Origin of the sequence: Azospirillum sp. HJ39 (assembly GCF_041507355.1) — a bacterium.
Lineage (GTDB): Bacteria > Pseudomonadota > Alphaproteobacteria > Azospirillales > Azospirillaceae > Azospirillum > Azospirillum thiophilum.
Window position 1 is genome coordinate 730,613 of record NZ_CP167905.1, and the last position, 22,627, is coordinate 753,239.

General features: G+C 68.2%; 22 protein-coding genes, 2 pseudogenes and 1 riboswitch. Of the genes and pseudogenes, 14 read left to right on the top strand and 10 right to left on the bottom strand.

Annotation, left to right across the window (positions count from 1 at the left end; genetic code table 11):
* Positions 1 to 25: 25 nt before the first annotated feature.
* Positions 26 to 2,050, bottom strand: a pseudogene (locus ABMY26_RS03895) (ABC transporter permease subunit).
* 206 nt (positions 2,051 to 2,256) lie between these two features.
* On the opposite strand from ABMY26_RS03895, the gene ABMY26_RS03900 reads away from it, so the two are divergent.
* The 7 genes from ABMY26_RS03900 to ABMY26_RS03930 all read left to right on the top strand — a co-directional run bounded on the left by ABMY26_RS03900 (position 2,257) and on the right by ABMY26_RS03930 (position 8,810).
* Complete coding sequence (locus ABMY26_RS03900) at positions 2,257 to 2,466, top strand: LysR family transcriptional regulator (RefSeq protein WP_372394130.1); 210 nt, start codon at positions 2,257 to 2,259, stop codon at positions 2,464 to 2,466.
* A 20-nt stretch (positions 2,467 to 2,486) separates the two neighbouring features.
* Positions 2,487 to 3,188 carry a LysR substrate-binding domain-containing protein gene (locus tag ABMY26_RS03905; protein WP_372394132.1) on the top strand — a complete coding sequence of 234 codons (702 nt, stop codon included), beginning with the start codon at positions 2,487 to 2,489 and terminating at the stop codon, positions 3,186 to 3,188.
* Positions 3,189 to 3,393: 205 nt separating this feature from the next.
* On the top strand, positions 3,394 to 4,581 hold the full coding sequence (locus ABMY26_RS03910) for a PLP-dependent aspartate aminotransferase family protein (protein WP_372394134.1): 1,188 nt from the start codon (positions 3,394 to 3,396) through the stop codon (positions 4,579 to 4,581).
* An 82-nt stretch (positions 4,582 to 4,663) separates the two neighbouring features.
* The gene (locus tag ABMY26_RS03915) at positions 4,664 to 5,719 is read left to right on the top strand and encodes an amino acid ABC transporter substrate-binding protein (RefSeq protein ID WP_372394136.1); all 1,056 of its coding nucleotides are present in this window, start codon (positions 4,664 to 4,666) and stop codon (positions 5,717 to 5,719) included.
* Between the two features lie 39 nt (positions 5,720 to 5,758).
* A complete protein-coding gene (locus tag ABMY26_RS03920; protein ID WP_372394138.1) occupies positions 5,759 to 6,913 on the top strand; it encodes an amino acid ABC transporter permease in 1,155 nt (384 codons plus the stop codon).
* A gap of 38 nt (positions 6,914 to 6,951) precedes the next feature.
* Entirely contained in the window at positions 6,952 to 8,052 is a 1,101-nt protein-coding gene (locus ABMY26_RS03925) for an amino acid ABC transporter permease (protein ID WP_372394140.1), read from the top strand.
* On the top strand, positions 8,052 to 8,810 hold the full coding sequence (locus tag ABMY26_RS03930; protein WP_372394142.1) for an amino acid ABC transporter ATP-binding protein: 759 nt from the start codon (positions 8,052 to 8,054) through the stop codon (positions 8,808 to 8,810). The genes ABMY26_RS03925 and ABMY26_RS03930 overlap by 1 nt, the downstream gene beginning before the upstream one ends.
* A gap of 100 nt (positions 8,811 to 8,910) precedes the next feature.
* Here ABMY26_RS03930 and ABMY26_RS03935 read toward each other — a convergent pair whose 3' ends face one another.
* The 3 genes from ABMY26_RS03935 to ABMY26_RS03945 all read right to left on the bottom strand — a co-directional run bounded on the left by ABMY26_RS03935 (position 8,911) and on the right by ABMY26_RS03945 (position 12,158).
* Positions 8,911 to 10,983 carry a TonB-dependent receptor family protein gene (locus ABMY26_RS03935; protein ID WP_372394144.1) on the bottom strand — a complete coding sequence of 691 codons (2,073 nt, stop codon included), beginning with the start codon at positions 10,981 to 10,983 and terminating at the stop codon, positions 8,911 to 8,913.
* A gap of 133 nt (positions 10,984 to 11,116) precedes the next feature.
* Complete coding sequence (locus ABMY26_RS03940; RefSeq protein WP_372394146.1) at positions 11,117 to 11,662, bottom strand: DUF2244 domain-containing protein; 546 nt, start codon at positions 11,660 to 11,662, stop codon at positions 11,117 to 11,119.
* A 70-nt stretch (positions 11,663 to 11,732) separates the two neighbouring features.
* Positions 11,733 to 12,158 (bottom strand): DUF2946 family protein, encoded by a 426-nt coding sequence (locus tag ABMY26_RS03945; protein ID WP_372394148.1) that lies wholly within the window; start codon positions 12,156 to 12,158, stop codon positions 11,733 to 11,735.
* 222 nt (positions 12,159 to 12,380) lie between these two features.
* A riboswitch (cobalamin riboswitch) is annotated at positions 12,381 to 12,644 on the top strand.
* Between the two features lie 192 nt (positions 12,645 to 12,836).
* Between ABMY26_RS03945 and ABMY26_RS03950 the strand changes: the two genes are divergently transcribed.
* The 7 genes from ABMY26_RS03950 (at position 12,837) to cydX (ending at position 18,159) form a co-directional block, all read left to right on the top strand.
* Positions 12,837 to 13,517 carry an energy-coupling factor ABC transporter permease gene (locus ABMY26_RS03950; protein WP_372394150.1) on the top strand — a complete coding sequence of 227 codons (681 nt, stop codon included), beginning with the start codon at positions 12,837 to 12,839 and terminating at the stop codon, positions 13,515 to 13,517.
* A gap of 171 nt (positions 13,518 to 13,688) precedes the next feature.
* Positions 13,689 to 14,111 carry a DUF2946 family protein gene (locus ABMY26_RS03955; protein WP_372394152.1) on the top strand — a complete coding sequence of 141 codons (423 nt, stop codon included), beginning with the start codon at positions 13,689 to 13,691 and terminating at the stop codon, positions 14,109 to 14,111.
* 407 nt (positions 14,112 to 14,518) lie between these two features.
* The gene (locus ABMY26_RS03960; RefSeq protein ID WP_372394154.1) at positions 14,519 to 14,974 is read left to right on the top strand and encodes a DUF2946 family protein; all 456 of its coding nucleotides are present in this window, start codon (positions 14,519 to 14,521) and stop codon (positions 14,972 to 14,974) included.
* A 73-nt stretch (positions 14,975 to 15,047) separates the two neighbouring features.
* Positions 15,048 to 15,281 carry a hypothetical protein gene (locus ABMY26_RS03965; protein ID WP_372394156.1) on the top strand — a complete coding sequence of 78 codons (234 nt, stop codon included), beginning with the start codon at positions 15,048 to 15,050 and terminating at the stop codon, positions 15,279 to 15,281.
* 16 nt (positions 15,282 to 15,297) lie between these two features.
* Entirely contained in the window at positions 15,298 to 16,860 is a 1,563-nt protein-coding gene (locus ABMY26_RS03970; RefSeq protein ID WP_372394158.1) for a cytochrome ubiquinol oxidase subunit I, read from the top strand.
* Positions 16,861 to 16,870: 10 nt separating this feature from the next.
* On the top strand, positions 16,871 to 18,022 hold the full coding sequence (cydB, locus tag ABMY26_RS03975) for a cytochrome d ubiquinol oxidase subunit II (RefSeq protein ID WP_372394160.1): 1,152 nt from the start codon (positions 16,871 to 16,873) through the stop codon (positions 18,020 to 18,022).
* 29 nt (positions 18,023 to 18,051) lie between these two features.
* Positions 18,052 to 18,159 carry a cytochrome bd-I oxidase subunit CydX gene (cydX, locus tag ABMY26_RS03980; protein ID WP_098736646.1) on the top strand — a complete coding sequence of 36 codons (108 nt, stop codon included), beginning with the start codon at positions 18,052 to 18,054 and terminating at the stop codon, positions 18,157 to 18,159.
* Here cydX and ABMY26_RS03985 read toward each other — a convergent pair.
* The 6 genes and pseudogenes from ABMY26_RS03985 to ABMY26_RS04010 all read right to left on the bottom strand — a co-directional run bounded on the left by ABMY26_RS03985 (position 18,129) and on the right by ABMY26_RS04010 (position 22,540).
* Positions 18,129 to 18,413, bottom strand: a complete 285-nt coding sequence (locus tag ABMY26_RS03985) for a hypothetical protein (protein WP_372394162.1) — start codon at positions 18,411 to 18,413, stop codon at positions 18,129 to 18,131. The two genes, cydX and ABMY26_RS03985, sit on opposite strands and share 31 nt — an antisense overlap.
* Before the next feature lie 68 nt (positions 18,414 to 18,481).
* A pseudogene (gene mbnA, locus ABMY26_RS03990) lies at positions 18,482 to 18,577 on the bottom strand (methanobactin).
* A 192-nt stretch (positions 18,578 to 18,769) separates the two neighbouring features.
* On the bottom strand, positions 18,770 to 19,906 hold the full coding sequence (locus ABMY26_RS03995) for an MbnH family di-heme enzyme (RefSeq protein ID WP_372394164.1): 1,137 nt from the start codon (positions 19,904 to 19,906) through the stop codon (positions 18,770 to 18,772).
* On the bottom strand, positions 19,903 to 20,691 hold the full coding sequence (locus tag ABMY26_RS04000; protein ID WP_372394166.1) for an MbnP family copper-binding protein: 789 nt from the start codon (positions 20,689 to 20,691) through the stop codon (positions 19,903 to 19,905). The genes ABMY26_RS03995 and ABMY26_RS04000 overlap by 4 nt, the downstream gene beginning before the upstream one ends.
* Entirely contained in the window at positions 20,676 to 21,890 is a 1,215-nt protein-coding gene (locus tag ABMY26_RS04005; RefSeq protein ID WP_372394168.1) for a TonB-dependent receptor domain-containing protein, read from the bottom strand. Before ABMY26_RS04005 ends, ABMY26_RS04000 begins: the two co-directional genes overlap by 16 nt.
* A complete protein-coding gene (locus ABMY26_RS04010; protein WP_372394170.1) occupies positions 21,884 to 22,540 on the bottom strand; it encodes a hypothetical protein in 657 nt (218 codons plus the stop codon). The genes ABMY26_RS04005 and ABMY26_RS04010 overlap by 7 nt, the downstream gene beginning before the upstream one ends.
* Positions 22,541 to 22,627: the final 87 nt, after the last annotated feature.

Consider the following 22,627-nt stretch of genomic DNA (forward strand, 5'->3'; position numbering starts at 1 on the left):
AGGTGCCGAAGGATGGCCGGTCCGGTCAGGAGGCCCGGTGCATCCGGTTGTCCAGCGCCAGCAGCGCGCTGTTGACCGCCAGGGCGAACAGGCCGATCAGCACGGTGACGCTCATCATCGTCGCGGTGTCGTTGACGCTGATGCCGTTCATGATCATGAAGCCCAGCCCGCGCTTGGACGCGAACATCTCGCCGACCATCACGCCGAGAAGGGTGATGGAGAAGCTGATGCGCAGGCCGGTCACGATCTAGGGCACCGTCGCCGGAACCAGGATCGCGGTCAGGGTCTGCATCCGCGACAGCCGCATGGCCCGGGCAGAGCGCCGCAGCACCGGGTTCATGGCCCGGATGGCGCCCATGGTGACCAGCATCATCGGGATGAAGCCGTGCAGCGTGCCGAAGGCGACCTTCGCCGGCATGCCCAGCCCGAACAGCAGCAGGATCACCGGATAGAGCGTGACCTTGGGAATGGCGTGGAGGGTGACGAACAGCGGCTCCAGCATGTCCGACAGCGACCGGTTGGCACCGATCAGCACACCCGCCAGCCCGCCGCCGATGCAGGAGATCAGCAGCGACAACCCCAGCGCCTTGGCGGTCTCCGCGACATTCTCCCAGAAGGACGGGTTGCCGAACAGGACGACCAGCCGGTTCAGGGTGACCAGCGGCGAGGCCAGCGCCTCGTCCCCCGCCATGCCGTGGAACAGCTGCCAGCCGCCGAGGATCAGCAGGACGATGACGGCGGCCGCCACCAGCTTCTCCCCCGTTCCGGCAATGTCGCGGGCGGCACCGACGCGGCCGGCGCCGGAGCGGTGGCGCACCCGCTGTTCCGCCCAATGCAGCAGGACGGTCAGGCTGGACACGAAGACCACCACGAACAGCAGCAGCGCGTACATCGTCCGGTCCTGGAGATTGTTGTACGCGAAGGCGATGGAGTAGCCGAGCCCGCTGCCGGCCAGGATGAACTCCGCCCCGATGACGCCGGTCACCGAATAGCTCAGCGCCAGCTTGACGCCGCTGAAGATGTGCGGCCCGGCAGCCGGAAGCTGGATCAGCAACGCGTCCTGGAGCCGGCCGAGGCGATAGGTGCGGCCGACCTTGCGCAGCACCGGCGGAATGCGGTCCAGCCCGGACAGCGTCGCCGTGACCATCGCCATCACCGCATAGAGAAAGCCCATGGCGATGATCGGCAAGGCGTTCATGCCGAGCAGCACGATGAACAGCGGGTACAGCACGAAGGCGGGCTCGGCGGCAATCGCGCTGGTGCGGTCGCGCGGCCAGCCGGTCTCGATGATCTCGATGAAACGGCCCGGGCGGGACGACATCACGCCGATGCGGTCGGACAGCATCGCCGCCTCGTCCAGCGCATGGGTGATCAGCAGGACGGTCGCCCCGCTCGCCCGCCACAGCCGCAGCAGCTCATCCCCCATCAGCAGGCGCGTCTGCTGGTCGAGCGCGCCGAACGGCTCGTCGAGCAGCACCAGGTGCGGGCGCATCACCAGCGTCCGGGCGATGCAGACGCGCTGGCGCATGCCGCCGGACAGCTGGTTGGGATAGGCGTCGGCGAAATCGTTCAAGCCCATGAAATCGATGGCATGGCGCACGCGGTCCTCCGCCTCGGCGCCCAGGAAGCCGGCACGCCGCAGGCCGAAGCCGATGTTGTCGCGCACGGTCAGCCAGGGAAAGGACGCATCCTCCTGGAACACCACGCCGACACCGTCGGGAACCGTGCCGCGCACGCGCTTGCCCTCGAAGGTGATGGTGCCATCGGTCGGGGCGCTCAACCCGGCAAGCACGTCGAGCAGGGTGGATTTTCCGCAGCCGGACGGTCCGACGATGGAGAAGAACTCTCCCCGCCGCAGCTCCAGATCGACCGGCCCCAGCGCATGGACGACCGACCCGAAGATGCGGGTGACGCCGGTCATCACGGCATGGCTTCCAGCCGCCGAGCCGTTGGCTCCCGGGGTGCGGCCGAGGGGAATCGGTTGCGCCGGATGGGGTGCGCCTGCCGGCCCATCGGGGACCGGTGTTCGTTCTGACGATAGGCCACGCATGGGTTGTGTCTCCCTCCCGGTGACTGGCGTTCTGCGTTCCGCCTTGTTTCTGTTTGTTTTGCAAGCAAACAAATGCAGCCCGCCGGTCCTGTCCAGGACAGCTTTGGACCACCCCCATATGAAAATTGTTTGCCCCCCTCTTTGCCGATGCGACGCTTCGGACCGCGCACAGGCGCCGCAAACCGCCGAAAGGATGGACACCACCGATGCGCAGCCGCCAATTGGAGAGCTTCATCCTGGTCTGCGAACTGGGCAGCATCAGCAAGGCGGGGCTGGCGCTGAACATCGCCCAACCGGCGCTGGGGGTGCAGATCAGGGCGTTGGAGCGGGAATTCCGGTCACGCTGCTGGTCCGCACCGTCACCGGAACCCATCCCACTCCGGCCGGCCTCCTCTTCCTGGAAGAGGCGAGGCTGATCGTCCGGCGCCTGCAGGATTTGAAACGGTCGCTGCACGAGGTTGCCGGGCAGGTTCCAAGGACGCTGGCGGTGGGACTGACCCCCAGCCTGTCGGGACTGCTGGCCGGCAGGCTGATGGAACGGCTGCGCAGCGCCCTGCCGGGGGTCGAACTGAAGCTGTTCGAGGAGTTGAGCCATGCGCTGATCGGCCATGTCTCGTCGGGCAAGCTGGATCTCGCGCTGGCCTACACGGTGCCGCATAGCCGCATGCTGCACAGCGAGCCACGGCTGAACGAGGCGTTGTGCCTGATCACCCATCCGGGCTCGCGCTTCGACGGGGCGGGGCCGGTAACGCTGGCGGACATCGCCGGCGCCGAACTGGCGATGCCCAACGAGGGCGATCTGGTCCGGCGGCTGATCACCGAGGCGATGACCGCGCGCGGGCTGGTGCCGAACGTCGCTTTCTCGCTGGAATCCATGCAGGCGATCAAGGACATGGTCCGGCGCGGACTGGCCTGCGCGATCCTGCCGCACAGTGCCGTCGCGGAAGACCTCCAGGCCGGCGCCCTGGTGATCCGGCCGATCAGCGAGCCGGCGCTGACGCGCACGCTGTTCCTCATCCGCCCGACCGAAAGCGAACCGAACGCCGCCACGGCCCAGGCCCTGCACATCATCGACGATCTGCTGGATGAATTGCGGCGCGAGGATCGCAATTTCACCGTCGCCACGGTACCGGCCTGACGTCTCACCCCCACCCGGCAAGAAGAAACCGCATCGCAGGCCCAGAATCCCGACGGGGCCTCGATGACCGTATGGAGCACCTCGCCCCACCGCGGGACATGGCGACCCCTCTATAACCCCCGGGAATAGACTGCCCGGAAATCGATATTGGACGAGATAGGGCTGGTGGCGTCAAATCGGGGCCGTCAGTCAAAGGACGCCTCCCATGAAAGATCTCACCCAATGCGTGGTGAATCCTTCGGTCGCCACCGAAGGATTCGACAGCCTCAGCGTGCCCGTCCATCGTGGATCGACGATCGTGTTCGCCAATGCCGAAGGCTACGCGACACGCGGCGAACGTGGACACACGGGCTATACCTACGGCCTCTACGGCACGCCCACCACCAGGACGCTCGAAGCCAAGCTGACGGCGCTTGAAAACGGTGCCTGGACATTTCTTTTGCCTTCGGGCCAGGCGGCCAACAGTTTCGCCGTGCTGCCCTTCCTGCAGGCGGGCGACAGGATCCTGATCGCCGACACCTCCTATCCGCCGGTGCGCGACTTCGCCAACCGCGATCTGGCCAGGTTCGGCGTCGAGGTCGACTATTACGATCCGACCTCCGTCGCCGACCTGGAGCGGCGGATCGATGGACGCACCCGGATCGTGTGGTGCGAATCCCCCGGCTCCACGACGATGGAAGTCCAGGACCTGCCCGCCATCGCGGCGGTGGCGCACCGCCATGGCGCCCTGGTCGGCTGCGACAACACCTGGGCCACCCCGCTGAACTTCAAGCCGCTCGACCATGGCGCCGATCTGGTGACCGAAGCGCTGACGAAATATGTCGGCGGCCATTCCGACCTGCTGATGGGATCCCTCACCGTGCGGGACGAGGCGCTGATCACGCCGATCCGCAGCGCTCTCGGCCGCTATGGAATCGGCGTATCGCCCGACGACGCCTCGCTGGTGCTGCGGGGGATGGAAACGCTGGGCGTGCGGATGCGGCAGGCGTCCGACGGGGCGATGGCCCTGGTCGAGCGGCTGGCCAGCCACCCGCTGGTCGAGGAGGTGCTGTATCCGGCGCTCGCCGGCTCTCCCGGCCATGCGGTGTGGAAGCGCGACTTCCTGGGAGCCAGCGGCGTCTTCAGCGTGGTGTTCACGCCGGCGGCGACCCCCCACGTCTCGCCGGCCCTCGACGTGCTGCGCACCTTCGCCATCGGCGCTTCCTGGGGCGGAACCCGCAGCCTGATGGCCCCGATGCCGGTCAGGCGCAACCGGACCGCCCGCCCATGGCAGGGCGAGGATCTGATTTTGCGCATCAGCGTCGGGCTGGAGGATCCGTCCGACCTGCAGGACGACCTCACCGCCTTCCTCGACGACATCGCCGCACGGACGGCCAAGGCACACGCCGCCTGACGGCAGCGGGTCCACACACGCACACGCACTGCCGACAACGGCAGGCGGACAACAAGCAAGACGACGAACAGGGGTTTTCCTCATGACCACAACAGTTTCCGGCTGGCGGCGTGCCGCCGCCCTCACCGTCGCGACGACCGCCGCACTGCTGGCGATCGGCTCGGCGACCGCATTTCCGGCCCTGGCCGGCACCACGCTGGACGCCGTGAAGGCCCGCGGCAAGGTGATCTGCGCCGCCAGTTCCGGCACCATCGGCTTCAGCGCGCCGGACGACAAGGGCTATTGGCGCGGGCTTGACGTCGAGACCTGCCGCGCCGTGGCGGTCGCCGTCTTCAACGACAAGGACAAGGCCGAATTCGTGCCGCTCAGCGGCCAGCAGCGCATCCCGGCCCTGCAGAGCGGCGAGATCGACATCCTGCCCCGCACCCTGACCTGGACGATCCAGCGCGACGGCAACGGCATCAACTTCACCACCCCCAACTATTACGAGTTCACCGGCTTCCTGATGCCGAAGAGCCTCGGCGTCACCAAGGTTCAGGACATGAAGGGCGCGTCGGTGTGCGTGCAGACCGGCTCGACCACCGAGGTCGTGGTGAACGACGTGTCGCGCGAGCATCAGCTCCAACTGACGACCGTGGTCTTCGACAGCGTGTCGGCGTTGCGGCAGGCCTTCTTTTCCGGCCGCTGCGACGCGCTGATCACCGACGCGGCGGCGCTGGCCTCCATCCGCGCCACCCAGGCGAAGACCCCGGCCGACTACGTCATCTTCCCGGCCACACCCTACATGGACGCGCTGACCCCGGCGGTGCGGCACGGCGACGACCAGTGGATGGACATCGTCACCTGGTCGTTCCAGGCGCTGACGGCGGCGGAGATGTTCGGCATCACCCAGGCCAACATCGACCAGAAGCTGACCTCCGGCGATCCCCGCGTCCGCCGCTTCCTGGGCGTCGAGCCCGGCAACGGCACGGCGATCGGGCTGGACGACAAGTTCGCCTACAACATCGTCAAGCAGCTCGGGAACTATGGCGAGATCTTCGACCGCAACCTCGGCGCGGGCAGCCCGCTGAAGATCGACCGCGGCTACAACCGACTGTTCCGCGACGGCGGGCTGATGTTCCCGCTCGCCTTCCAGTAAGCCCGCCCCGCATCCGCACAGCATCCGGGAGATCGGCCCATGCTCGCCGCCCTCTGGGACAGCCCGCGCCTCCGGGCCTGGGCCGGTCAGGCACTTCTTCTCCTTCTCTTCGTCGGGACGCTGGTCTGGCTCGCCGGCAACACGGTCGAAAATCTGGCTGTCCGCAGCATCCGCGTCGGTTTCGACTTCCTCACCCGGCCGGCCAACTTCCCGATTTCCGAAAGCGTGATCCCCTACAGCCCGACCGACAGCTTCGCCTGGGCCTATGTGGTGGGCGTCGGCAACACCTTGACGATCTCGGCCCTGGCGATCCTGTTCGCCACCCTGCTCGGGCTGTTCGTCGGGCTTGCTCGGCGGTCGGCTCACCCGATGCTGTCCGGAGCGGCAGGCGTCTTCGTCACGGTGGTCCGCAACACGCCGCTGATCGTGCAGTTGCTGTTCTGGTACGCGCTCGCCACCACGGCTCTGCCGGCGCCGCGCAACGCGCTGCACCCTCTGCCCGGCATCTATCTTTCCCAGCGCGGACTCTATCTGCCGGGCATCGAGTGGAGCGGCAACGGCTGGGGCTTCGCGGCCGGGACCACGGCCATTCTGATCGCCGCGGTGCTGCTGGCGCGCCGGCTGCGCCGGCGGAGCCCGCAAGACCGGCAAGGCGGGATGGTCCGCATCCTGCCCGTGGCCGGGGCGCTGATCGCCGCCCTGCTCCTCGCCTGGGCGACCGGCATCGGCGCCAGGGCGAGCCTGCCCGAACTGCGCGGCTTCAACTTCACCGGCGGGATGCGGCTGTCGCCGGAATTCGCGGCGCTGATGGTCGGGCTCGTGCTCTACACCGCCGCCTTCATCGGCGAGATCATCCGCGGCGGCATCGACGCCGTCGGCCGCGGCCAGTGGGAGGCCGGGCGGGCGCTCGGCCTCAGCGAGCGGCAGACGCTCATGCGGATCGTCATGCCGCAGGCGCTGCGGGTCATCATCCCGCCGCTGACCACGCAGTATCTCTCGACGGTCAAGAACTCCACCCTGGCGCTCGCCGTCGGCTTTCCGGAGCTGGGGCTGGTGATCGGCACCGTCATCAACCAGACCGGCCAGGCGCTGGAAAGCATCGCCATCCTTCTCGCCGTCTATCTGACGATCGGCAGCACGGTCTCGCTGCTGATGAACTGGTGCAACGCCAGAACCGCCCTGGCCACGCGATGAGCCGAGCGATGAGCCTGCCGATGGGAAAGTTCCCGACCATGACCATGACCACAGACGTTCCCGCCACCGCTCCAGCCGCGCCGTCCGGCGGACCGCCGCCGCGCCGCCGCACCCCCATCCTGCAGGTTCTGTTCGGCGACCTGATCGCGGCGGGGCTGACCGTGCTGACCGGCGCCCTGCTGCTGTCGCTGCTGCCGGCGCTGCGCTGGGGCGTGCTGGACGCCGTGTGGAGCACGGCCGATCCCGGCCGCTGCGGCGGCGGCGGTGCCTGCTGGGCCTTCGTCGCCGCCAAGATCCGCTTCATCTTGTTCGGCGTCTATCCCGCGGACGAGCAATGGCGCCCGCTGACCGTGATCGGGCTGGTTCTGGCCATGGTGCTGGTGTCGCTGCCGCCAAGGTTCTGGGGGCGCCGCCTGCTGGTTGCATGGGGCGTGACGGTCGGCGCCATGCTGGCGCTGATGTGGGGCGGCTTCGCCGGCCTGCCCTTCGTTTCCACCGCCAACTGGGGCGGCCTGCCGGTCACGCTGCTGCTGGCGATCCTGTCGCTGGGGCTGGGCTTTCCGGTCGCCGTCACGCTGGCACTCGGCCGCCGCTCCAAGATACCGGTCCCGCGCGTCCTGTCGGTGCTGGTGATCGAGATCATCCGCGGCATGCCGCTGGTCGGGCTGCTGTTCATCTCCTCGATCATGATGCCGCTGCTGCTGCCGGCGGGCTGGACGGTCGACAAGCTGGGCCGCACCCTGGCCGCGCTCACCATCTTCGCCGCCGCCTATCTGGCGGAGGTGATCCGCGGCGGCCTGCAGGGCGTCCCCGGCGGGCAGATGGAGGCGGCGCGCGCGCTGGGCATCCCGGTGTGGAAGTCGGTGTGGCACGTCGTGCTGCCCCAGGCGATCCAGAAGGTCATCCCGCCGCTGACCAACACCGCCATCGTCATGGTCAAGAACACCAGCCTGGTGCTGATCGTCGGCGTGTTCGACATGCTGAGCGCCGGGCGCACCGCCGCCTCCGACCCGGTCTGGCCGGCTCCCTATGCGGAAGGCTACCTGTTCGTGGGGGCCGTCTATTTCCTCATCTGCTTCGCCATCTCGCTCTACGCCCGCTGGCTGGAAGGCCGCGTCCAGGAAAAGGACAACCGCTGATGACCGCACCCGCAACCGCCGCCGCAAGCCCCGCCATCCTGATCGAAGCGGTCGACAAATGGTACGGCACCTTCCAGGTCCTCGATCAGGTCAGCCTGACGGTGGCGGCGGGCGAGCGCATCGTCGTCTGCGGCCCGTCGGGGTCGGGCAAATCGACGCTGATCCGCTGCATCAACCGCCTCGAGGAGCACCAGGCCGGCCGCATCGCCGTCAATGGGGTGGAGCTGACCGACAGCGTGCGCAACATCGACGCCGTCCGCCGCGAGGTCGGCATGGTGTTCCAACACTTCAACCTGTTTCCCCATCTGTCGATTCTCGACAACTGCGCCCTGCCGCAGATGCTGGCGCGCGGGACATCGCGGCGGGACGCCGAAGACCGGGCGATGCAGCTGCTGCGGCGCGTCCGCATCGCCGAGCAGGCGGCGAAATTCCCGGGCCAGCTCTCCGGCGGGCAGCAGCAGCGGGTGGCCATCGCCCGCGCCCTGTGCATGGAGCCGCGGGTGATGCTGTTCGACGAGCCGACCTCGGCGCTCGATCCGGAGATGGTGAAGGAGGTGCTGGAGACCATGGTGTCCCTGGCCGAGGACGGGATGACCATGATCGTGGTGACCCATGAGATGGGCTTCGCCCGCCGGGTGGCCGACCGCGTGGTCTTCATGGACGGCGGCCGGATCGTCGAATGCGCCGCTCCCGACGCGTTCTTCGATGCCCCCCGCCACGAACGGACGCGCTCCTTCCTGCACCAGATCCTTCATTGAAGGGGCATTGAGGGGGCATTGAGGGGGCATTGAGGGGGCATTGAGGAGGCGGACAGGCCCCGTTCCCGGGGAAACCTCTCCGCCTTCGCAGCCGCCCTGCCTACCAGACCAGCCGCAGGCCGGCATAGACGGCGCGGCCATAGCCCGGATTGAACAGGGCCGATGCGGCCGTCGCGGTTTCGGCGGTGATGGTGGATGAGATGTAGCGCTTGTCCAGCAGGTTCCGCCCCTCGAGATAGCCCGACCAGCCGGCCCCCTGGTCGAAGCCGACCTTGAGGTTCAGCAACTCGTACGGATCGACCGCAATGGTGTTGGCATTGTCGGCATAGAAGGATTTCGGCATCCAGTCGACGCTCGGCCCGGCATGGAAGCCGCTGGGGTGCTTGTAGAGCAGCTCGGCGCGGATGGAATGCGGCGGGACACCGGGCAGGCTGTTGCCGTGATAGGACGCTCCATCGAAGAAGAAGTCGTTGTAGGTATAGGTGAGGTTCAGCCAGGTGCGGTCCTCGCGCGCGGCGAGATCCTTGAGGACGGCCAGCCCGAGGCCCAGTTCGACGCCCTGATGCACGGTCTTGTCGGCATTCCGCACGGTGCAGGTGCTGTAGGGCGAGGTGGTGACGCATTGCAGTTCGTTGCGGATCTGCGACCGGTAGAGCGCGAGATCCCAGGTGACGTCGGTCCGGCGGCCCCGCGTGCCGATCTCGTAGGTGGTCGCGGTCTGGGCCTTGACGTTGGAAGACGCCGGAGACGCGAAGCTGTTCGAGTCGAAGGTCGGCACCTCCGCGCTGCGCGAAACGTTGGCGAACAGCTGCCAGTTCGGGTCGACGTCCCACATCGCCCCGACCTTGGGGCTCCACAGGTCGTAGGTCCGGCGGCCGGACTGGTCGCCATCGCCGAGGAAGCGGTCGGTCCGGTCGCGGACCGCGTGCAGGTACTGGACACCGGCGATCAGGGCGACGTCCGGCAGGATGTGGAAGGCGTTCTCCGCATGGGCCGAGTAGTTTTCGGACCTGTCCCGCGTCGAGAAGGCCAGCGCGCCCTTCACGGCATTGCCGACATTGGCGAACTCCTCGTAGTCCAGCGTGCCGTTGAGCACGTTCGCCCCGACGGAGAGCCGGTTGCGGAAGCCGGCAATGGTCCGGTCGTCGGTGGCGCCGACGAAGCCGCCGTAATCGTTCACGGTGTAGTCGATATAGCGGTAGATCGGGTGGTCGACATGGCGGCGGTGGTTGAAGACGCCGAACTCGACCTCGGTGCCGTCGAAGCGCAGCGTGGTCTTGTTGGCGATCCGGATAGAATCGATGTTGCGCTGCTGGTCCTGGCGCACGAACTCGGAATCCGCCGATTTCGGCGTGTCGAGCGCAGCGCTCTTGGTCAGTTCGCCGGGCAGGCGCTGGCGCCAGGAATTGGCGTTCACATAGAATCGCGTTTCGGCGTCCGGAGAGATGCGATAGCCCATGTTGACGCTGCCACGCCCGATATGGCCGTCGCTGTGGTCGCGATAGCCGTCCTCGCGCTGCATGGACATGTTGGCGAAATAGTCGAACGCTCCGGACGCTCCCCCCGTGCTCGCCTGCCCCCTCACATATCCGAAGCTCCCCACATCGAAGCGCCCGTCGAAGCGGGAGGCGTCGCGGCCGGTCGGCGTGACGAAATTGACCGCGCCGCCCAGCGCATTGCCGCCGTAGCGCAGCGAGTTGGCCCCCTTGTAGACCTCGACATAGCGGTAGGCGCTGGGATCGATCTCGAAGACGTCGAACAGGCCGTCGGAGGTGTTGATTGGGATGCCGTCCATGTAGAGGTTGACGCCGCGATTGCCGTAGTTGCGCGTCAGGCCGGAGCCGCGGATCGACACCCGGTTGTCGACGTTCGACTTGGGCTGCGTCACGACGCCCGGCACCCAGCCGAGCACGTCCCTGATCGTGTTCGCGGCGCCGTTCTTGAAAGCCGTGTCGGGCACGAGTTCGACGCCGCCCGGCGTGCGCCGGATCCGCTGCTCCGCCTCGTCCGTCGCCGGCACGGTGAGCGACGAGCCGGCGTTGCCGGTCACGGTGACCGGCGGCAGCAGGGTGGGAGGAGCGGCATCCTGGGCGAACGCCACCGACGCCGCGCTTGCCATCAGCGCGGCCAGCAAGGCCGGGCGGGTCATGGTTCCCAGAGGTTGGTTGGACATCGGGTCTTTCCTGGATCATGCCGGGCCGCCGCCGGCTTCGCCATGCGGTGCCGGTGCGGGCCGGGTCTTTGAAAGCGGGGCGCGCCGGAGATGGCGCGGAGGGAAATGACGCAGAGGGAGATGACCTTGCGGCTCAGCGCGCTGCGGTCGCGCGGCCGATGTGACGGGCCAGCGCCTTCGCCAGATCGAGCCGCTCGGACCCGGTCAGGAAGGCGCCGACGGTTTCCGACCGGCCATGGCTGGTCAGGCGCAGTTCAGGACCGCCGGCCCCGCCGGGAACGACCGCCAGCCGCAGCCAAGCGGTCTGCCATTCGCTGGCCGATTGTCGCCCGGAGCCGTCGATGCGCTCCAGAAGGGTGCGGTCCGGCCAGATGCGGATGCGCTCGGCTTGCCGCCGGCGCCGGGCGTCGGCGTACATGGACCAGACGGCAAAGGCGAGGACGATCAGGGAATAAGCGGCCATCGGCCAGGCGCCGAGCTGCAGCCAGGCGTACAGGGTGATGGCGAAATAGGCGGCGAGGACACCGGCGAACAGGACGCGGCCGTAACGGGTGCCGCTGTCGTTCGGGGTGGCGACGGCATCGAACAGCGGTTCATCCGTCTTCGCCCCGGGAAGAGGCTGGACGACGGGGGCGAACGCGGTCGTGCCGGCCGCCTCCCCGAAGAGGAGATCGGGCATGCGGAGACTCCGGTCGATCGATCATGGCAGGGCGGCGGCAGGCATGAAGCCCGCTTGCGCCGCGGGGCGATCAACCGGTGACTGGCGGTGCGCGCGCCTGGAGGGTGGACAGGAACCAGCCGGCAGCGATGCGGCTGCCGGGCAACTGCTCCGGACCATGCCGTTCGAAATCGACGGCCATCGCGAACACGGCGAGCGGCGGCATGGCCAAGCCGCCGATCAGGGGGCACAACGGGCAGGAACCGCCGGACATGGCGTTTCCGGGCGCGCCGCTGTCCGCGGCATCCGGATCGACCGGCATTCCGCGATCGTCGAGCAGCACCGTCTTGAAGCCGTCCGGCGCGCAGATCACGATCCGGTTGGTATCGTCGGCATTGGCTGCCTGGATCGCGGCGGGCATCCAGGCCCAGGAAACGATCTGCAACAGCAGCGCGACCGCACCGGCCAAACCGCCGATCCGCCACGCCCGTCGCCTTCCGTTCCGATCCAGGATCATTCCACTCCGCCGACCAATCCGCCGACCACCCGCCCTGCCGTGTCCCGAAACTGTCGCGGATGCACGGCGTCGCCGCACCATAGCCCGGGCCGCCCGCGCAAGACGAGTTCATTCTTCTACCGATGATCCGTTCCGGCACCGATCCGGACGGGGCCGGAAGACACGCCCCCGCCATCCGGCCAGCCACGGGGGAGCCTATTGACGGCGGACGCATCCTGACCTTACCGTGGGGATGGTTATGGTTCCTTGCACGTCCGCGGGCATCCCCGGACGTGCAAGGCTAAGAGGGAAGCCGGTGCGCCGCCCCCCCCGACCGGGGAAGGAGGCAAGACCGGCGCTGCCCCCGCAACTGTGAGCGGCGAGCCGCTTCGTCCTTTCAGCGCCACTGGCGCGTTTGCCCGCTTCGCCGCGGGCAGCGCCGGGAAGGCCCGACGAAGCAGCCTGGACCCGCAAGCCAGGAGACCTGCCTGACCGATCGAACGTCCTCGGGCGGGGTGCCCCGGCGACAGCTTGCCGATGCGATGGGTTCCCGGAGTTCCCGGCCGCCCGCACCCCCGCAAGCCGTCCGTCCGGCCCCATGCCCTGGGTAGCGGTACTGCGATGGGGGAATGCGATGCCGGCACCAGCCCGCGACGGCGCCCCTTTTCGACCATGGCTGATCAGGAAAGGGCATACAGCATGCACATCGAACCCGGCGTCGTCGACGGCGCCAAGATCGTCCTCAGTTACGCAACGGCGGCCGGCGCCTTCGCCCTTGCCGGGAAGATGGCGCGCGACGGCATCCGCGACGACGGCGGTGTCGTACCGCTGGCTCTGCGCAGCCTGATCGCCACCGCCCTCGTCTTCTCCTTCTTCGAGATCCTGCCGCATCACCCGGTCGGCGTGTCGGAGGTGCATCTCATCCTCGGATCGACCCTGCTGCTGCTGTTCGGCGCCGGGGCGACGGCCATCGGCCTCGCCGCCGGCCTGCTGATCCAGGGCGTGCTCTTCGCCCCCTTCGACCTGCCGCAATACGGGATGAACGTCACGACCCTGCTGGTTCCGCTGTGGGGCATCGGCCTTCTGGCGAAGCGGATCGTTCCGGCATCGACCCCCTATGTGGAGCTGAAATACTCGCAGGCGCTTGCCCTCTCCACCGCTTACCAGGGCGGCATCGTCGCCTGGGTGGCGTTCTGGGCCTTCTACGGCCACGGCTTCACCGCCGAGAATGTCGCGGAAGTCGCCAGCTTCGGCGCCGCCTATATGAGCGTCATCATCATCGAGCCGCTGGCCGACCTCGCCGTTCTGGCCGTCGCCAAGGTGCTGCACCGCTACAGCCAGGGCCCGCTGTTCAACGCGCGCCTCCATCAGGGCGCCTGACCGGATCACGCCCGCCGGCCTGCCAGGGACGGGTTCCCGGCCGGACGGCGCCGCGCGATGTCCATGGGCGGAGTAATGTCTTGCCGGGGCTCCGGTTCCATGCCATGAGTTCCGCACCATGATTTGGCCGCCTCCTCCTTCCGGCGGTACAACCGACGAGCGACCGGGACCGTGACCCTTCCTCGCACCTTCACCGACCGCATCCGCAGCGCCGGCCTTCTGGCCGGAGTGCTGGCGTTTGTCGTCCAGATGATGGTGTGGAGCGTGACGATGCCGGCCATGGCATTGGATGGCGGTCCCGGCGGATTGGAAACGATCTCCATCTGCTCCGTCGACGGCATCAGGACGATCACCGTCGATGCCGACGGGCAGCCGGTCCTGGATGACGGCGGCTCCGGCTCCACGGGTGCCGCGAAGGGGCATTGCCCGCTCTGCCCGATCATGGCCGGCGCCGGGCTTCCGCCCCAGCTGCCGCTGGCCGCCCCCGTCCAAGCCATGGTGCTTGCCGATTCCCGCACCCTGCCCGGCGACGTCGTCGCGGCCGGCTGGTTCCTGTCCAGCCTCCAGGCGCGCGCACCGCCGGCCGCCGGCTGAGCCGGCGTTCCATTCCTTTCCCGTCCGCACCCTGACCGACGCCTCTCCGCCGCGTGGCCCGTAACGCCACGATTGTGCGCATGGCCGGAGTCCGTGCCCGACGGATCGAAAACCCCGGCATCTCTCCCGCGGTCGCCTGCGGCCCGTCCGAGCAAACCAAGCCTCCTCCGTGCCGGGGATCCGCCTGATCGCGGATTCAATACAAACGGAAAGGATGGCGTGGCCGCTTCTTTCCCGCTCGCATTTCTCCCGTTCCATCCTCCCCCGTCCGCCATGCCTCGCGCATCCGCCCCGTTCCTGTGCCTGCCCCCAAGCCTGCCGGGCGCCGCCGACGCGCGCGCCGGCCATACGCACGGCATGGGCGGAGGCCGGCCGGATTATCGGCCTGGATGCAGTCGGGGACGGTCTTGACCGCCCTTCTGGACTTCCTGCGCCTTCGCATCGGCGTGCTGTGCTGTCTGGCCCTGCTGACCGGGCAGGCGCTGACCGCAGCCCTGCTGCCGCCGCCCGCCGCCCGGACCCCGCTGTTCGCGGAAGGCCTGCTCGACGATCGCATCGTCATCTGTACCGCCGCCGGCCTCGTCATCATCGACCGCCGGACCGGTGAACCCGTCGCCGCGACCGAGCCAACCGACGAGGGGCGCTCCGGCAACCGGCATGACGGCGACCACGCGGGTGCCTTCTGCCTGTTCTGCCTGCCGATCCTGCATGGCGCCACCCACATGCCGGCACCCGTGGAGCTTCCTGTTCCGGGTGCCGGCGCCGTCCGTTGCGAAACACCGGCCGCCCCGGCCACCCTGCCGGCGGGCCGGCCCGCCGGCAGCGCCTGGCCGCGCGGCCCACCGACGCCCCTGCCGCTCTGAGATGACCGCCGTTCCTGCGCGACGTGCCGGCTTCGCCGGCCGAACGCTCCCCTTTTGTCCGAAAGGACCCGACATGAGCACGCAAGACCAGGGCAAGGCATCCCCATTGCCCGTCGGGCCGCGACGTGCAACGGCCCGGTCATGGACCCTTTCATCCCCGCTCGCCCGCGCCATCACCGCCACCTTGTTGATCAAGCTGTGCGTGGTGGTGACGATGCGGGTGTTCCTGTTCGACGGTGCGCACCGCCCGGTCATCGACGCGTCCGCCATGGACAGCCGCCTGACCGCCTCGGCCCCGCCGCGTTGAGGATTCAAGACGCATTATGTTCGATCTCGATCCGATGAGCCTGTCGCGCCTGCAATTCGGCATGACGGCGCTCTACCATTTCCTGTTCGTACCCCTGACGCTGGGGCTGTCCTTCCTGCTGGCCATCATGGAGAGCGTCCATGTGATGACCGGGCGCGCCATCTGGCGCGACATGACCCAGTTCTGGGGCAAGCTGTTCGGCATCAACTTCGCCATGGGTGTGGCCACCGGCATCACCATGGAGTTCCAGTTCGGCACCAACTGGGCCTATTACAGCCATTATGTCGGCGATATCTTCGGCGCCCCGCTGGCAATCGAAGGGCTGATGGCCTTCTTCCTCGAATCGAGCTTCGTCGGCCTGTTCTTCTTCGGCTGGAACCGGCTGTCGAAACTCGGCCACCTGACGGTGACCTGGCTGGTCGCCATCGGCTCCAACCTGTCGGCGCTGTGGATCCTGATCGCCAACGGCTGGATGCAGAATCCGGTCGGCGCGGTGTTCAACCCCGACACCATGCGGATGGAACTGGCCTCTTTCTGGGAGCTGCTGTTCAATCCGGTGGCCCAGGCCAAATTCGTCCACACCGTCAGCGCCGGCTACGTCACCGGCTCGGTCTTCGTGCTGTCGGTCAGCGCCTGGTATCTGCTGCGCGGGCGGCACCGGGCCTTCGCCACCCGTTCGATGATCGTCGCCTCCGCCTTCGGCCTGGCCGCCGCCCTGTCGGTCGCCGTTCTGGGCGACGAGAGCGGCTATACGGTCAGCGAGCACCAGAAGGTCAAGCTGGCCGCCATCGAGGCGATGTGGGAGACCGAACCGGCCCCCGCCGGCTTCACCCTGTTCGCCATTCCCGACCAGGAGAAGCGGGTCAACCATGCGGCGGTGACGGTTCCCTGGGCGCTGGGGCTGATCGCCACCCGCTCCGCCGACACCGTGCTGCCCGGCATCGACGATCTGGTCAGGCGGGCAGAATCCCGCATCCGCAACGGGCTGGTCGCCTATGACGCGCTGGAGCGGCTGCGCGCCAACCGCGGCGACATCGAGGCCCGGGCCACGCTGGCTGTAAGGTCCGGCGACCTGGGACACGCCCTGCTGCTGAAGCGCTACGTCGCCGATCCGCGCAAGGCGGACGACGCCACCATCGCGCGGGCGGCCCAGGACGTGATCCCGGCCGTCCCCCCGCTGTTCTGGAGCTTCCGCGCGATGGTGGCGCTGGGCTTCTTCTTCATCGGCCTGTTCGCGGTCGCCTTCTGGCGCTCCTGCCGCCGCGACTTCGACCATCCGCTGTTCCTGAAGATTTGCCTGTGGTCGCTGCCGCTGCCCTGGCTGGCGGCGGAACTCGGCTGGTTCGTCGCGGAGTTCGGACGCCAGCCCTGGGCCATTGACGGGGTGCTGCCGACCTTCCTCGCCTCCTCCGCCCTGTCGGTGGGACAGGTGCTGTTCACCCTGACCGGCTTCGTCCTGTTCTACTCGTCGCTGCTGGTGGTCGACGTGATCCTGATGCGCAAATACATCCGCATCGGCCCGGCGGACGCCCTGCGTCCCCCATCCTCCGCCACCGCACAGCCCGTCCCCGCCGCGTGAGGAACCGACCATGGAAACCCTGATCGACTACGAGCATCTCCGCCTGATCTGGTGGCTGTTCCTGGGCGTCCTGCTGATCGGCTTCGCCGTGATGGACGGGTTCGACCTCGGAGTCGCCGCCCTGCTGCCTCTCGTCGCCCGCACCGACCTTGAGCGGCGGGTCGCCATCAACAGCATCGGGCCGGTGTGGGACGGCAACCAGGTCTGGCTGATCCTGGGCGCCGGGGCGATCTTCGCCGCCTGGCCGGCCATCTATGCCGCCGCCTTCTCCGGCTTCTACATCGCGCTGTTCCTGGTGCTGGTCACGCTGATCCTGCGCCCTGTGGGGTTCGAGTTCCGCAACAAGATCGCCGACCGGCGCTGGCGCGGTTTCTGGGACGCCGCGCTGGTGGCGGGCGGGGTCGTGCCGTCGCTGGTGTTCGGCGTCGCCTTCGGCAACCTGCTGCAAGGCGTGCCCTTCCGCATCGACGGCGACCTGCGCGTCTTCTACGAGGACGGCGGGCTGCTGGAACTGCTCAACCCGTTTGGCCTGCTCGCCGGGTTGGTATCCCTCGCAATGCTGACAACCCATGGCGCCGTCTATCTGGCGCTGAAGACGGAGGGCCGGGTGCGCGAGCGCGCGGCCGGCTTCATCGGCGTCGGCGCACCGGTCACCATCGTCCTGTTCCTGGCGGCCGGCCTGTGGGTCGCGCTGGGGCTTCCGGGCTACGCCCTGGTCGGACAAGCGGTGACAGACGGACCGTCGAACCCGCTGTTCAAGCAGGTCGAACTGCGGCCGGGCGGCTGGCTCGCCAACTATGCCGCCCATCCCTGGATGGTCGCGGCACCGGTCCTGGGGGTGCTCGGCGCGGCCGGGGCCTGGCTGGCGACGCGGCTGGAGCGGCCCGGCACCGCCTTCGTGTCCAGCGCCACCGGCATCGCCGGGATCGTCGCCACGGCCGGGGTCAGCATGTTCCCCATGCTGATGCCGTCCAGCCTCGACCCGTCGGTCAGCCTGACGGTATGGGACGCGTCGTCCAGCCACCGCACGCTGCTGGTGATGCTGGTGTCGACGCTGATCTTCCTGCCGATGATCCTGGCCTACACCAGCATCATCTTCCGCATCCTGCGCGGACGGGTCGGGCCGGCGGACATCCAGCGCAACCCCTCCAGCCTTTATTGAGCCATCCTTTACAGAGGAGAACACCCGACATGTGGTATTTCGCCTGGGTCCTCGGCGTCGGCTTCGCCTGCGCCTGCGGCATCCTGAACGCCGTCTGGCACGAGCATCACCTGCCCGCCACCGACACGGTGGACTGATGCCGTTTCCGGAAAGGTCCGACCCCGGCCGGACCTTTCCGGACCCTCAGTCGCCGGGCGGCGCGGGCCAGGCGGCTCCACAGCCGGACCGCCACGGCGATCTCCGGCAGCAGCAGGCCGGCGGCCAGCTCCTCCTCCGGGACGGCAAGGAAATTGTCGATCAGCAGCTCGACGTAATCGATGCGGCCCGATGCAGGCAGACTCCGGACCAGGGGCAGCATGTCCCCCGGCGTGAAATTGAAACCGATCTTCATGCCCACGGGCCTTGCCTTCGGCGGAAAGGGCCGCCGCCGCGCGTTGCGGCGCGGCAGCGGCCTCCCGATCAGTTCACGTCAACCGGAGCGCAACAGGATCCGCAGCAAGCACCCGCGCGACCGGTGACGGCAAGGGCCTATTTCTTAGAAATCTTGATGATCATGACATGAGAACCCTATTTTCTGAAGAAAGAAAAAGTAAAATTATCGATCATGGCCGATAAAATAATGACTTCGGATCAATATTTCTTTGTACCGTTTCAATATTAACTGAGTGATTCAACGAGAGGCAATACCATTGTGTTTTACAATTAATTCTTATCTCTCATTTGAATGATTCGAATTAATTTTTTCCCTCACTGTTTCTTCCAAGGGTTGGACCAGCGCGGATCGGTCAGCAACGTCTGGTCGGTCAAGGTTCCCAGGAAGGCCAACAGGTCCCGCTTCTCCGCGGGTGTCAGGCCGATCCGGGCGATCAGGCCGCTCTTGTGCGGGTTGAGGCGGCCGTCACCCTTCAGCGGCCCCGACCGGACGACCCGGCCGCCGTCCGAATAGGCGTCGACCACCGCGGCCAGCGTGGCGATGCTGCCGTCATGCATGTAGGGACCGGTGACCGCCACATTGCGCAGGCTGGGTGCGCGGAAGGCCCCCATGTCCTCCGGCCGGGCAGTGAACTCGAACAGGCCGCGGTTGGGAAAGGGATAGGCGCCGGCGCCGTCGATGTCGTAGAGCCCGGTGTTGTGGAAGGGCGTCTCCACCTCGCGGGTGCGGGCATGGACGACCTGATCGTTGAAATTGAAGCTGCCGTGGCAATGGTGGCATTCGGCCCGCTCCCCGAAGAACAGGGCCATGCCCCGCGTCTCGGACTCGCTGAGCGCAGCCTTGCCCTGGAGATGGCGGTCGTAGCGGCTGTCGGCCGAAACGATGCTCCGCTGGAAGGCGGCGATCGCCTTGATGACCATGCCCATGGCCGGCGGTCCCGCCTCCTCCGGGAAGGACCGGCGGAACAGGGGCGGATAGACCGGGTCGGCGCGCAGCCGCTCCAGGATCTCCGCCCGGTTGGCATCGGTCACCCCCATCTCGACGGGGTCGTCGCCGAACAGCGGAACCTCCATCTGCCGTTCCAGCGATACCAGGGCCGGATTGGCCCAGGTGTAGGTCGCGTTCCAGGCACTGTTCGCCAGCGCCTGGGCGTTCCTGTGGGTCGGAGCGCCGGTGGAGCCCGGCGACAGCGCCCGCCCGTCGGTGAAGGCCCGCGACTGGATGTGGCAGGACGCACAGGCGACGGTCCCGTTGCCCGACAGGCGCGTGTCGTAGAACAGGCGCCGGCCCAGCTCGACCTTCTCCGCCGACATCGGGTTGTCGGCGGGCACCCGCGGCTCGGGCACATGGTCCGGCAGGGACCACGCCCAGTCCGCCGCCATGGCGGGCAGCCCCGCCCCGAACCCGATCAGGACGGCCGCGGACAGGACGCCACGGAACCAGCCGGTCATGGTTTGACGACCGCGGTGAAGGCCGGGGAGGAACCGGGCGTCACCGGCCGTCCGTCGTCGAGGGACAGGCCGAGCTGCCGGAACACGGGGCCGCAGTCCGGATCGGTCGGGCCGCTCATGCAGCCGACCGCCCCACCGCGGTCACGGTTCAGCGCGCTGCCCTCGAACACCGACGACAGGTCGAGCGCAACGGCCTGGGTCGCCGGATCGAAGGCGGCGACCGTCACCGGCAGGCGGTTGGACCTCGTGCAGGACACGCTCTCCCCGTCCGCCGGGTTGCCGGTGCAGCCGGTGGAGCCGAGATGGACATACCAGGTCCTGGCCTTGGACCCGTCCGGCTTGGCGACTCCGCCATCCGGATCGACCTCCACCTTGATGAATTTGCGGCCGGCCTGCCAACTCCATCCCATGGCGGCGATGTCCAGCGGGGGCGGCGCCTTCTCCGTGCTGCCATGGTTCAGGGCGGGTGGAACCCCGACGGTGAAGGAGAGCCCGGCGTAGCGGCCGGCCGGCACGCTCCCCGTCACCGTATTGTTGGTCCCCCGCGTGCCGCCGGCACAGCCACCCGATCCGTCCTCGAAGTCCAGCAGAGCGGTCGATGCCGTCTGCCACTCGTTCTGCGCCAGCGCCAGCGGAACCGCCCTCCCCGCCGTGTCGATCAGCGCAACGTCCTGCACATGGAAACGCGCGTCGTGCAGGACGGCCGGGGTTCCGCCGGCCCCCAGCGGCCCCAGCGGCACGCCGCAGCGCGCCGGCTTGCCGTTGGCGGTCAGGGCGAACGCCACCGTGACCGGCCGGAGCTCCGGCCCCCGTGCGGCGGTGGAACAGGCGGCGAGGACGCAGGCCGCAGCAAGGGAGGCCGGGATGGCACGATGGATGGACATCGGGGAGGGTTCCTCTCCTGCAAGGGAATCACGACGGTTTCAGGGGGACCGCGGCCCGATCGGAAGCGCGCGCTCAGCGTCAGGTTGATGCTGCGGCCTTCCTCGTAGGTGTAGGTCGTCGTCTGCGACTGCTGGTAGGTGGAATAGGCCTTGTCGAGCAGGTTGGTGACGCCGAGGTCCAGCCGGTACCAGTCGCGGTCGTAGCTGACGCGGATGTCGTGCAGCCCATAGCCGTCGCGCCGGCGCAGGGTTGTCGCGTCGCGGTGCTGCCCGTCGACAAACTGGCCGGTCCACCAGACCGCCCAGCCGCTCTCGAAGCGGTAGCGGGTGCCGACCGTGACCTTGTCCGGCGGCGCGAACAGCCCGGCACCGGTCGCCGCATCCTTGGCCCGCAGGTGCGAATAGCCGAGACCGAGGTCGAACCCGCCGGCCGTGTAGGTCGCCACCACCTCGCCGCCATGGCGCTCCGCCTTGGCGACGTTCTGGTTCTGGAAGATCAGCCCGGTGCCGGAGAAGGGCGCGGCGCGCGTGTATCGGCCGACCGTGGCCGAGGCGATCATGTTCTCCACCTTCTCCGTGAAGATGGTGGTCTTGAGCCGCACCGCGTCCGCCGCGGTCAGCACGTCGTCGAAGGCCAGCGTGAAGCCCGCCTCCTGGGACCGGCTGGTCTCCGGCTTCAGGTCCGGGTTGGAGCGGAAGTTGAAGAGGGCGCGGTTGGTGCCGAGGCTCTGGTAGGTCTCACCCAGCGTCGGGGCGCGGAACGCCTCCGAATAGCCGACGAACAGGCCGAGGAAGGGTTGGACCTGCCATTTCAGCGTGACCTTCGGCGACAGGCGCTGATTGTCCGACGCCGCCCGCCCCGACGGTTCCAGCCGGTAACGGTCGTGACGAACGGCGCCGATCAGCGTCCAGTCATCCGCGATCGTCATCGCGTCCTGGAGAAACAGACCCTGGGAGATCTGTTCTCCGTCGGGCTGGACGGCGTTGGCCACGCCGCCATCCCGGTTGCGGGCGCGGTCGCGGTCGCGGTTGGCGTCGAGGCCATAGGTGATGCGGTGCCGCAGCCAGGGCGCCGTCTCGATGCGGGTGCTGTTCAGCATTTCCGGCCGTCGTCGCGGAAGCTGTAGGTCCCGGTGAACTGGTCCTGCCGCCGTTCCAGCCTTTGCAGCAGTCCGAACGCATCGCTGCCGCCGGGGTTGCTGGGGGTGATCAGGGTGTCGCTGAACTTCTGATAGGAGACCTGCACCCTGTTCCGCTCGTCCAGGGTGGCACCGGCCTTGAACAATCCGCTCTTCAGCTGCTGGTCGTTGGTCAGGCCGTTGCCGTCGCCGGTCCGGATGCGTCCGGCATCGCGCAGGGTGGCACTGCCCAGGATGTCGACCCCGCCGCTGCGTGCGGCCCCGGTCAGGTTGGTGGAGACGCTGTGGTCGGCGCTGCGGAAGCCGATCTTCGCACGACCGCCGACCGGGCCATGGCGAACAGGCCGGGCGCGATCATGCAGGATGCGCGCAGGCGCACAGATAATCTGGTCACGAAATGGAGTCCTTCGGGAACAGGCGGTTTGGCGAGGGCGCGACGCAAAGCCGCCGGCCGGCGGATGGAAACACCCGGCGGCGGCAGGTCGCGATGGCGGCGGACGATGATGGATGGCAGCCGATGGATGGCGGAGATGCGTCCCGCGGCCCGCCCCCCTGGGCGGATCCCTTCCAGCCGATAGCCGGGCCAGCCGATAGCCGGGCCGATAGCCCACGCGCCACGATCCGCAAATCCCGTCGGCATGGCAGCGGACGGGCGTCGGGAACGCAGGAAACGGGGTCGGTTGGACGGCGGGCGGCCG

Coding starts and splice junctions, on each gene's coding strand:
- ABMY26_RS03900 (WP_372394130.1), top strand. CDS start 2,257: ATGCGCAGCCGCCAATTGGAGAGCTTCATCCTGGTCTGCGAACTGGGC.
- ABMY26_RS03910 (WP_372394134.1), top strand. CDS start 3,394: ATGAAAGATCTCACCCAATGCGTGGTGAATCCTTCGGTCGCCACCGAA.
- ABMY26_RS03915 (WP_372394136.1), top strand. CDS start 4,664: ATGACCACAACAGTTTCCGGCTGGCGGCGTGCCGCCGCCCTCACCGTC.
- ABMY26_RS03920 (WP_372394138.1), top strand. CDS start 5,759: ATGCTCGCCGCCCTCTGGGACAGCCCGCGCCTCCGGGCCTGGGCCGGT.
- ABMY26_RS03925 (WP_372394140.1), top strand. CDS start 6,952: ATGACCATGACCACAGACGTTCCCGCCACCGCTCCAGCCGCGCCGTCC.
- ABMY26_RS03930 (WP_372394142.1), top strand. CDS start 8,052: ATGACCGCACCCGCAACCGCCGCCGCAAGCCCCGCCATCCTGATCGAA.
- ABMY26_RS03935 (WP_372394144.1), bottom strand. CDS start 10,983: ATGTCCAACCAACCTCTGGGAACCATGACCCGCCCGGCCTTGCTGGCC.
- ABMY26_RS03940 (WP_372394146.1), bottom strand. CDS start 11,662: ATGCCCGATCTCCTCTTCGGGGAGGCGGCCGGCACGACCGCGTTCGCC.
- ABMY26_RS03945 (WP_372394148.1), bottom strand. CDS start 12,158: ATGATCCTGGATCGGAACGGAAGGCGACGGGCGTGGCGGATCGGCGGT.
- ABMY26_RS03950 (WP_372394150.1), top strand. CDS start 12,837: ATGCACATCGAACCCGGCGTCGTCGACGGCGCCAAGATCGTCCTCAGT.
- ABMY26_RS03965 (WP_372394156.1), top strand. CDS start 15,048: ATGAGCACGCAAGACCAGGGCAAGGCATCCCCATTGCCCGTCGGGCCG.
- ABMY26_RS03970 (WP_372394158.1), top strand. CDS start 15,298: ATGTTCGATCTCGATCCGATGAGCCTGTCGCGCCTGCAATTCGGCATG.
- cydB (WP_372394160.1), top strand. CDS start 16,871: ATGGAAACCCTGATCGACTACGAGCATCTCCGCCTGATCTGGTGGCTG.
- cydX (WP_098736646.1), top strand. CDS start 18,052: ATGTGGTATTTCGCCTGGGTCCTCGGCGTCGGCTTCGCCTGCGCCTGC.
- ABMY26_RS03985 (WP_372394162.1), bottom strand. CDS start 18,413: ATGAAGATCGGTTTCAATTTCACGCCGGGGGACATGCTGCCCCTGGTC.
- ABMY26_RS03995 (WP_372394164.1), bottom strand. CDS start 19,906: ATGACCGGCTGGTTCCGTGGCGTCCTGTCCGCGGCCGTCCTGATCGGG.
- ABMY26_RS04005 (WP_372394168.1), bottom strand. CDS start 21,890: ATGCTGAACAGCACCCGCATCGAGACGGCGCCCTGGCTGCGGCACCGC.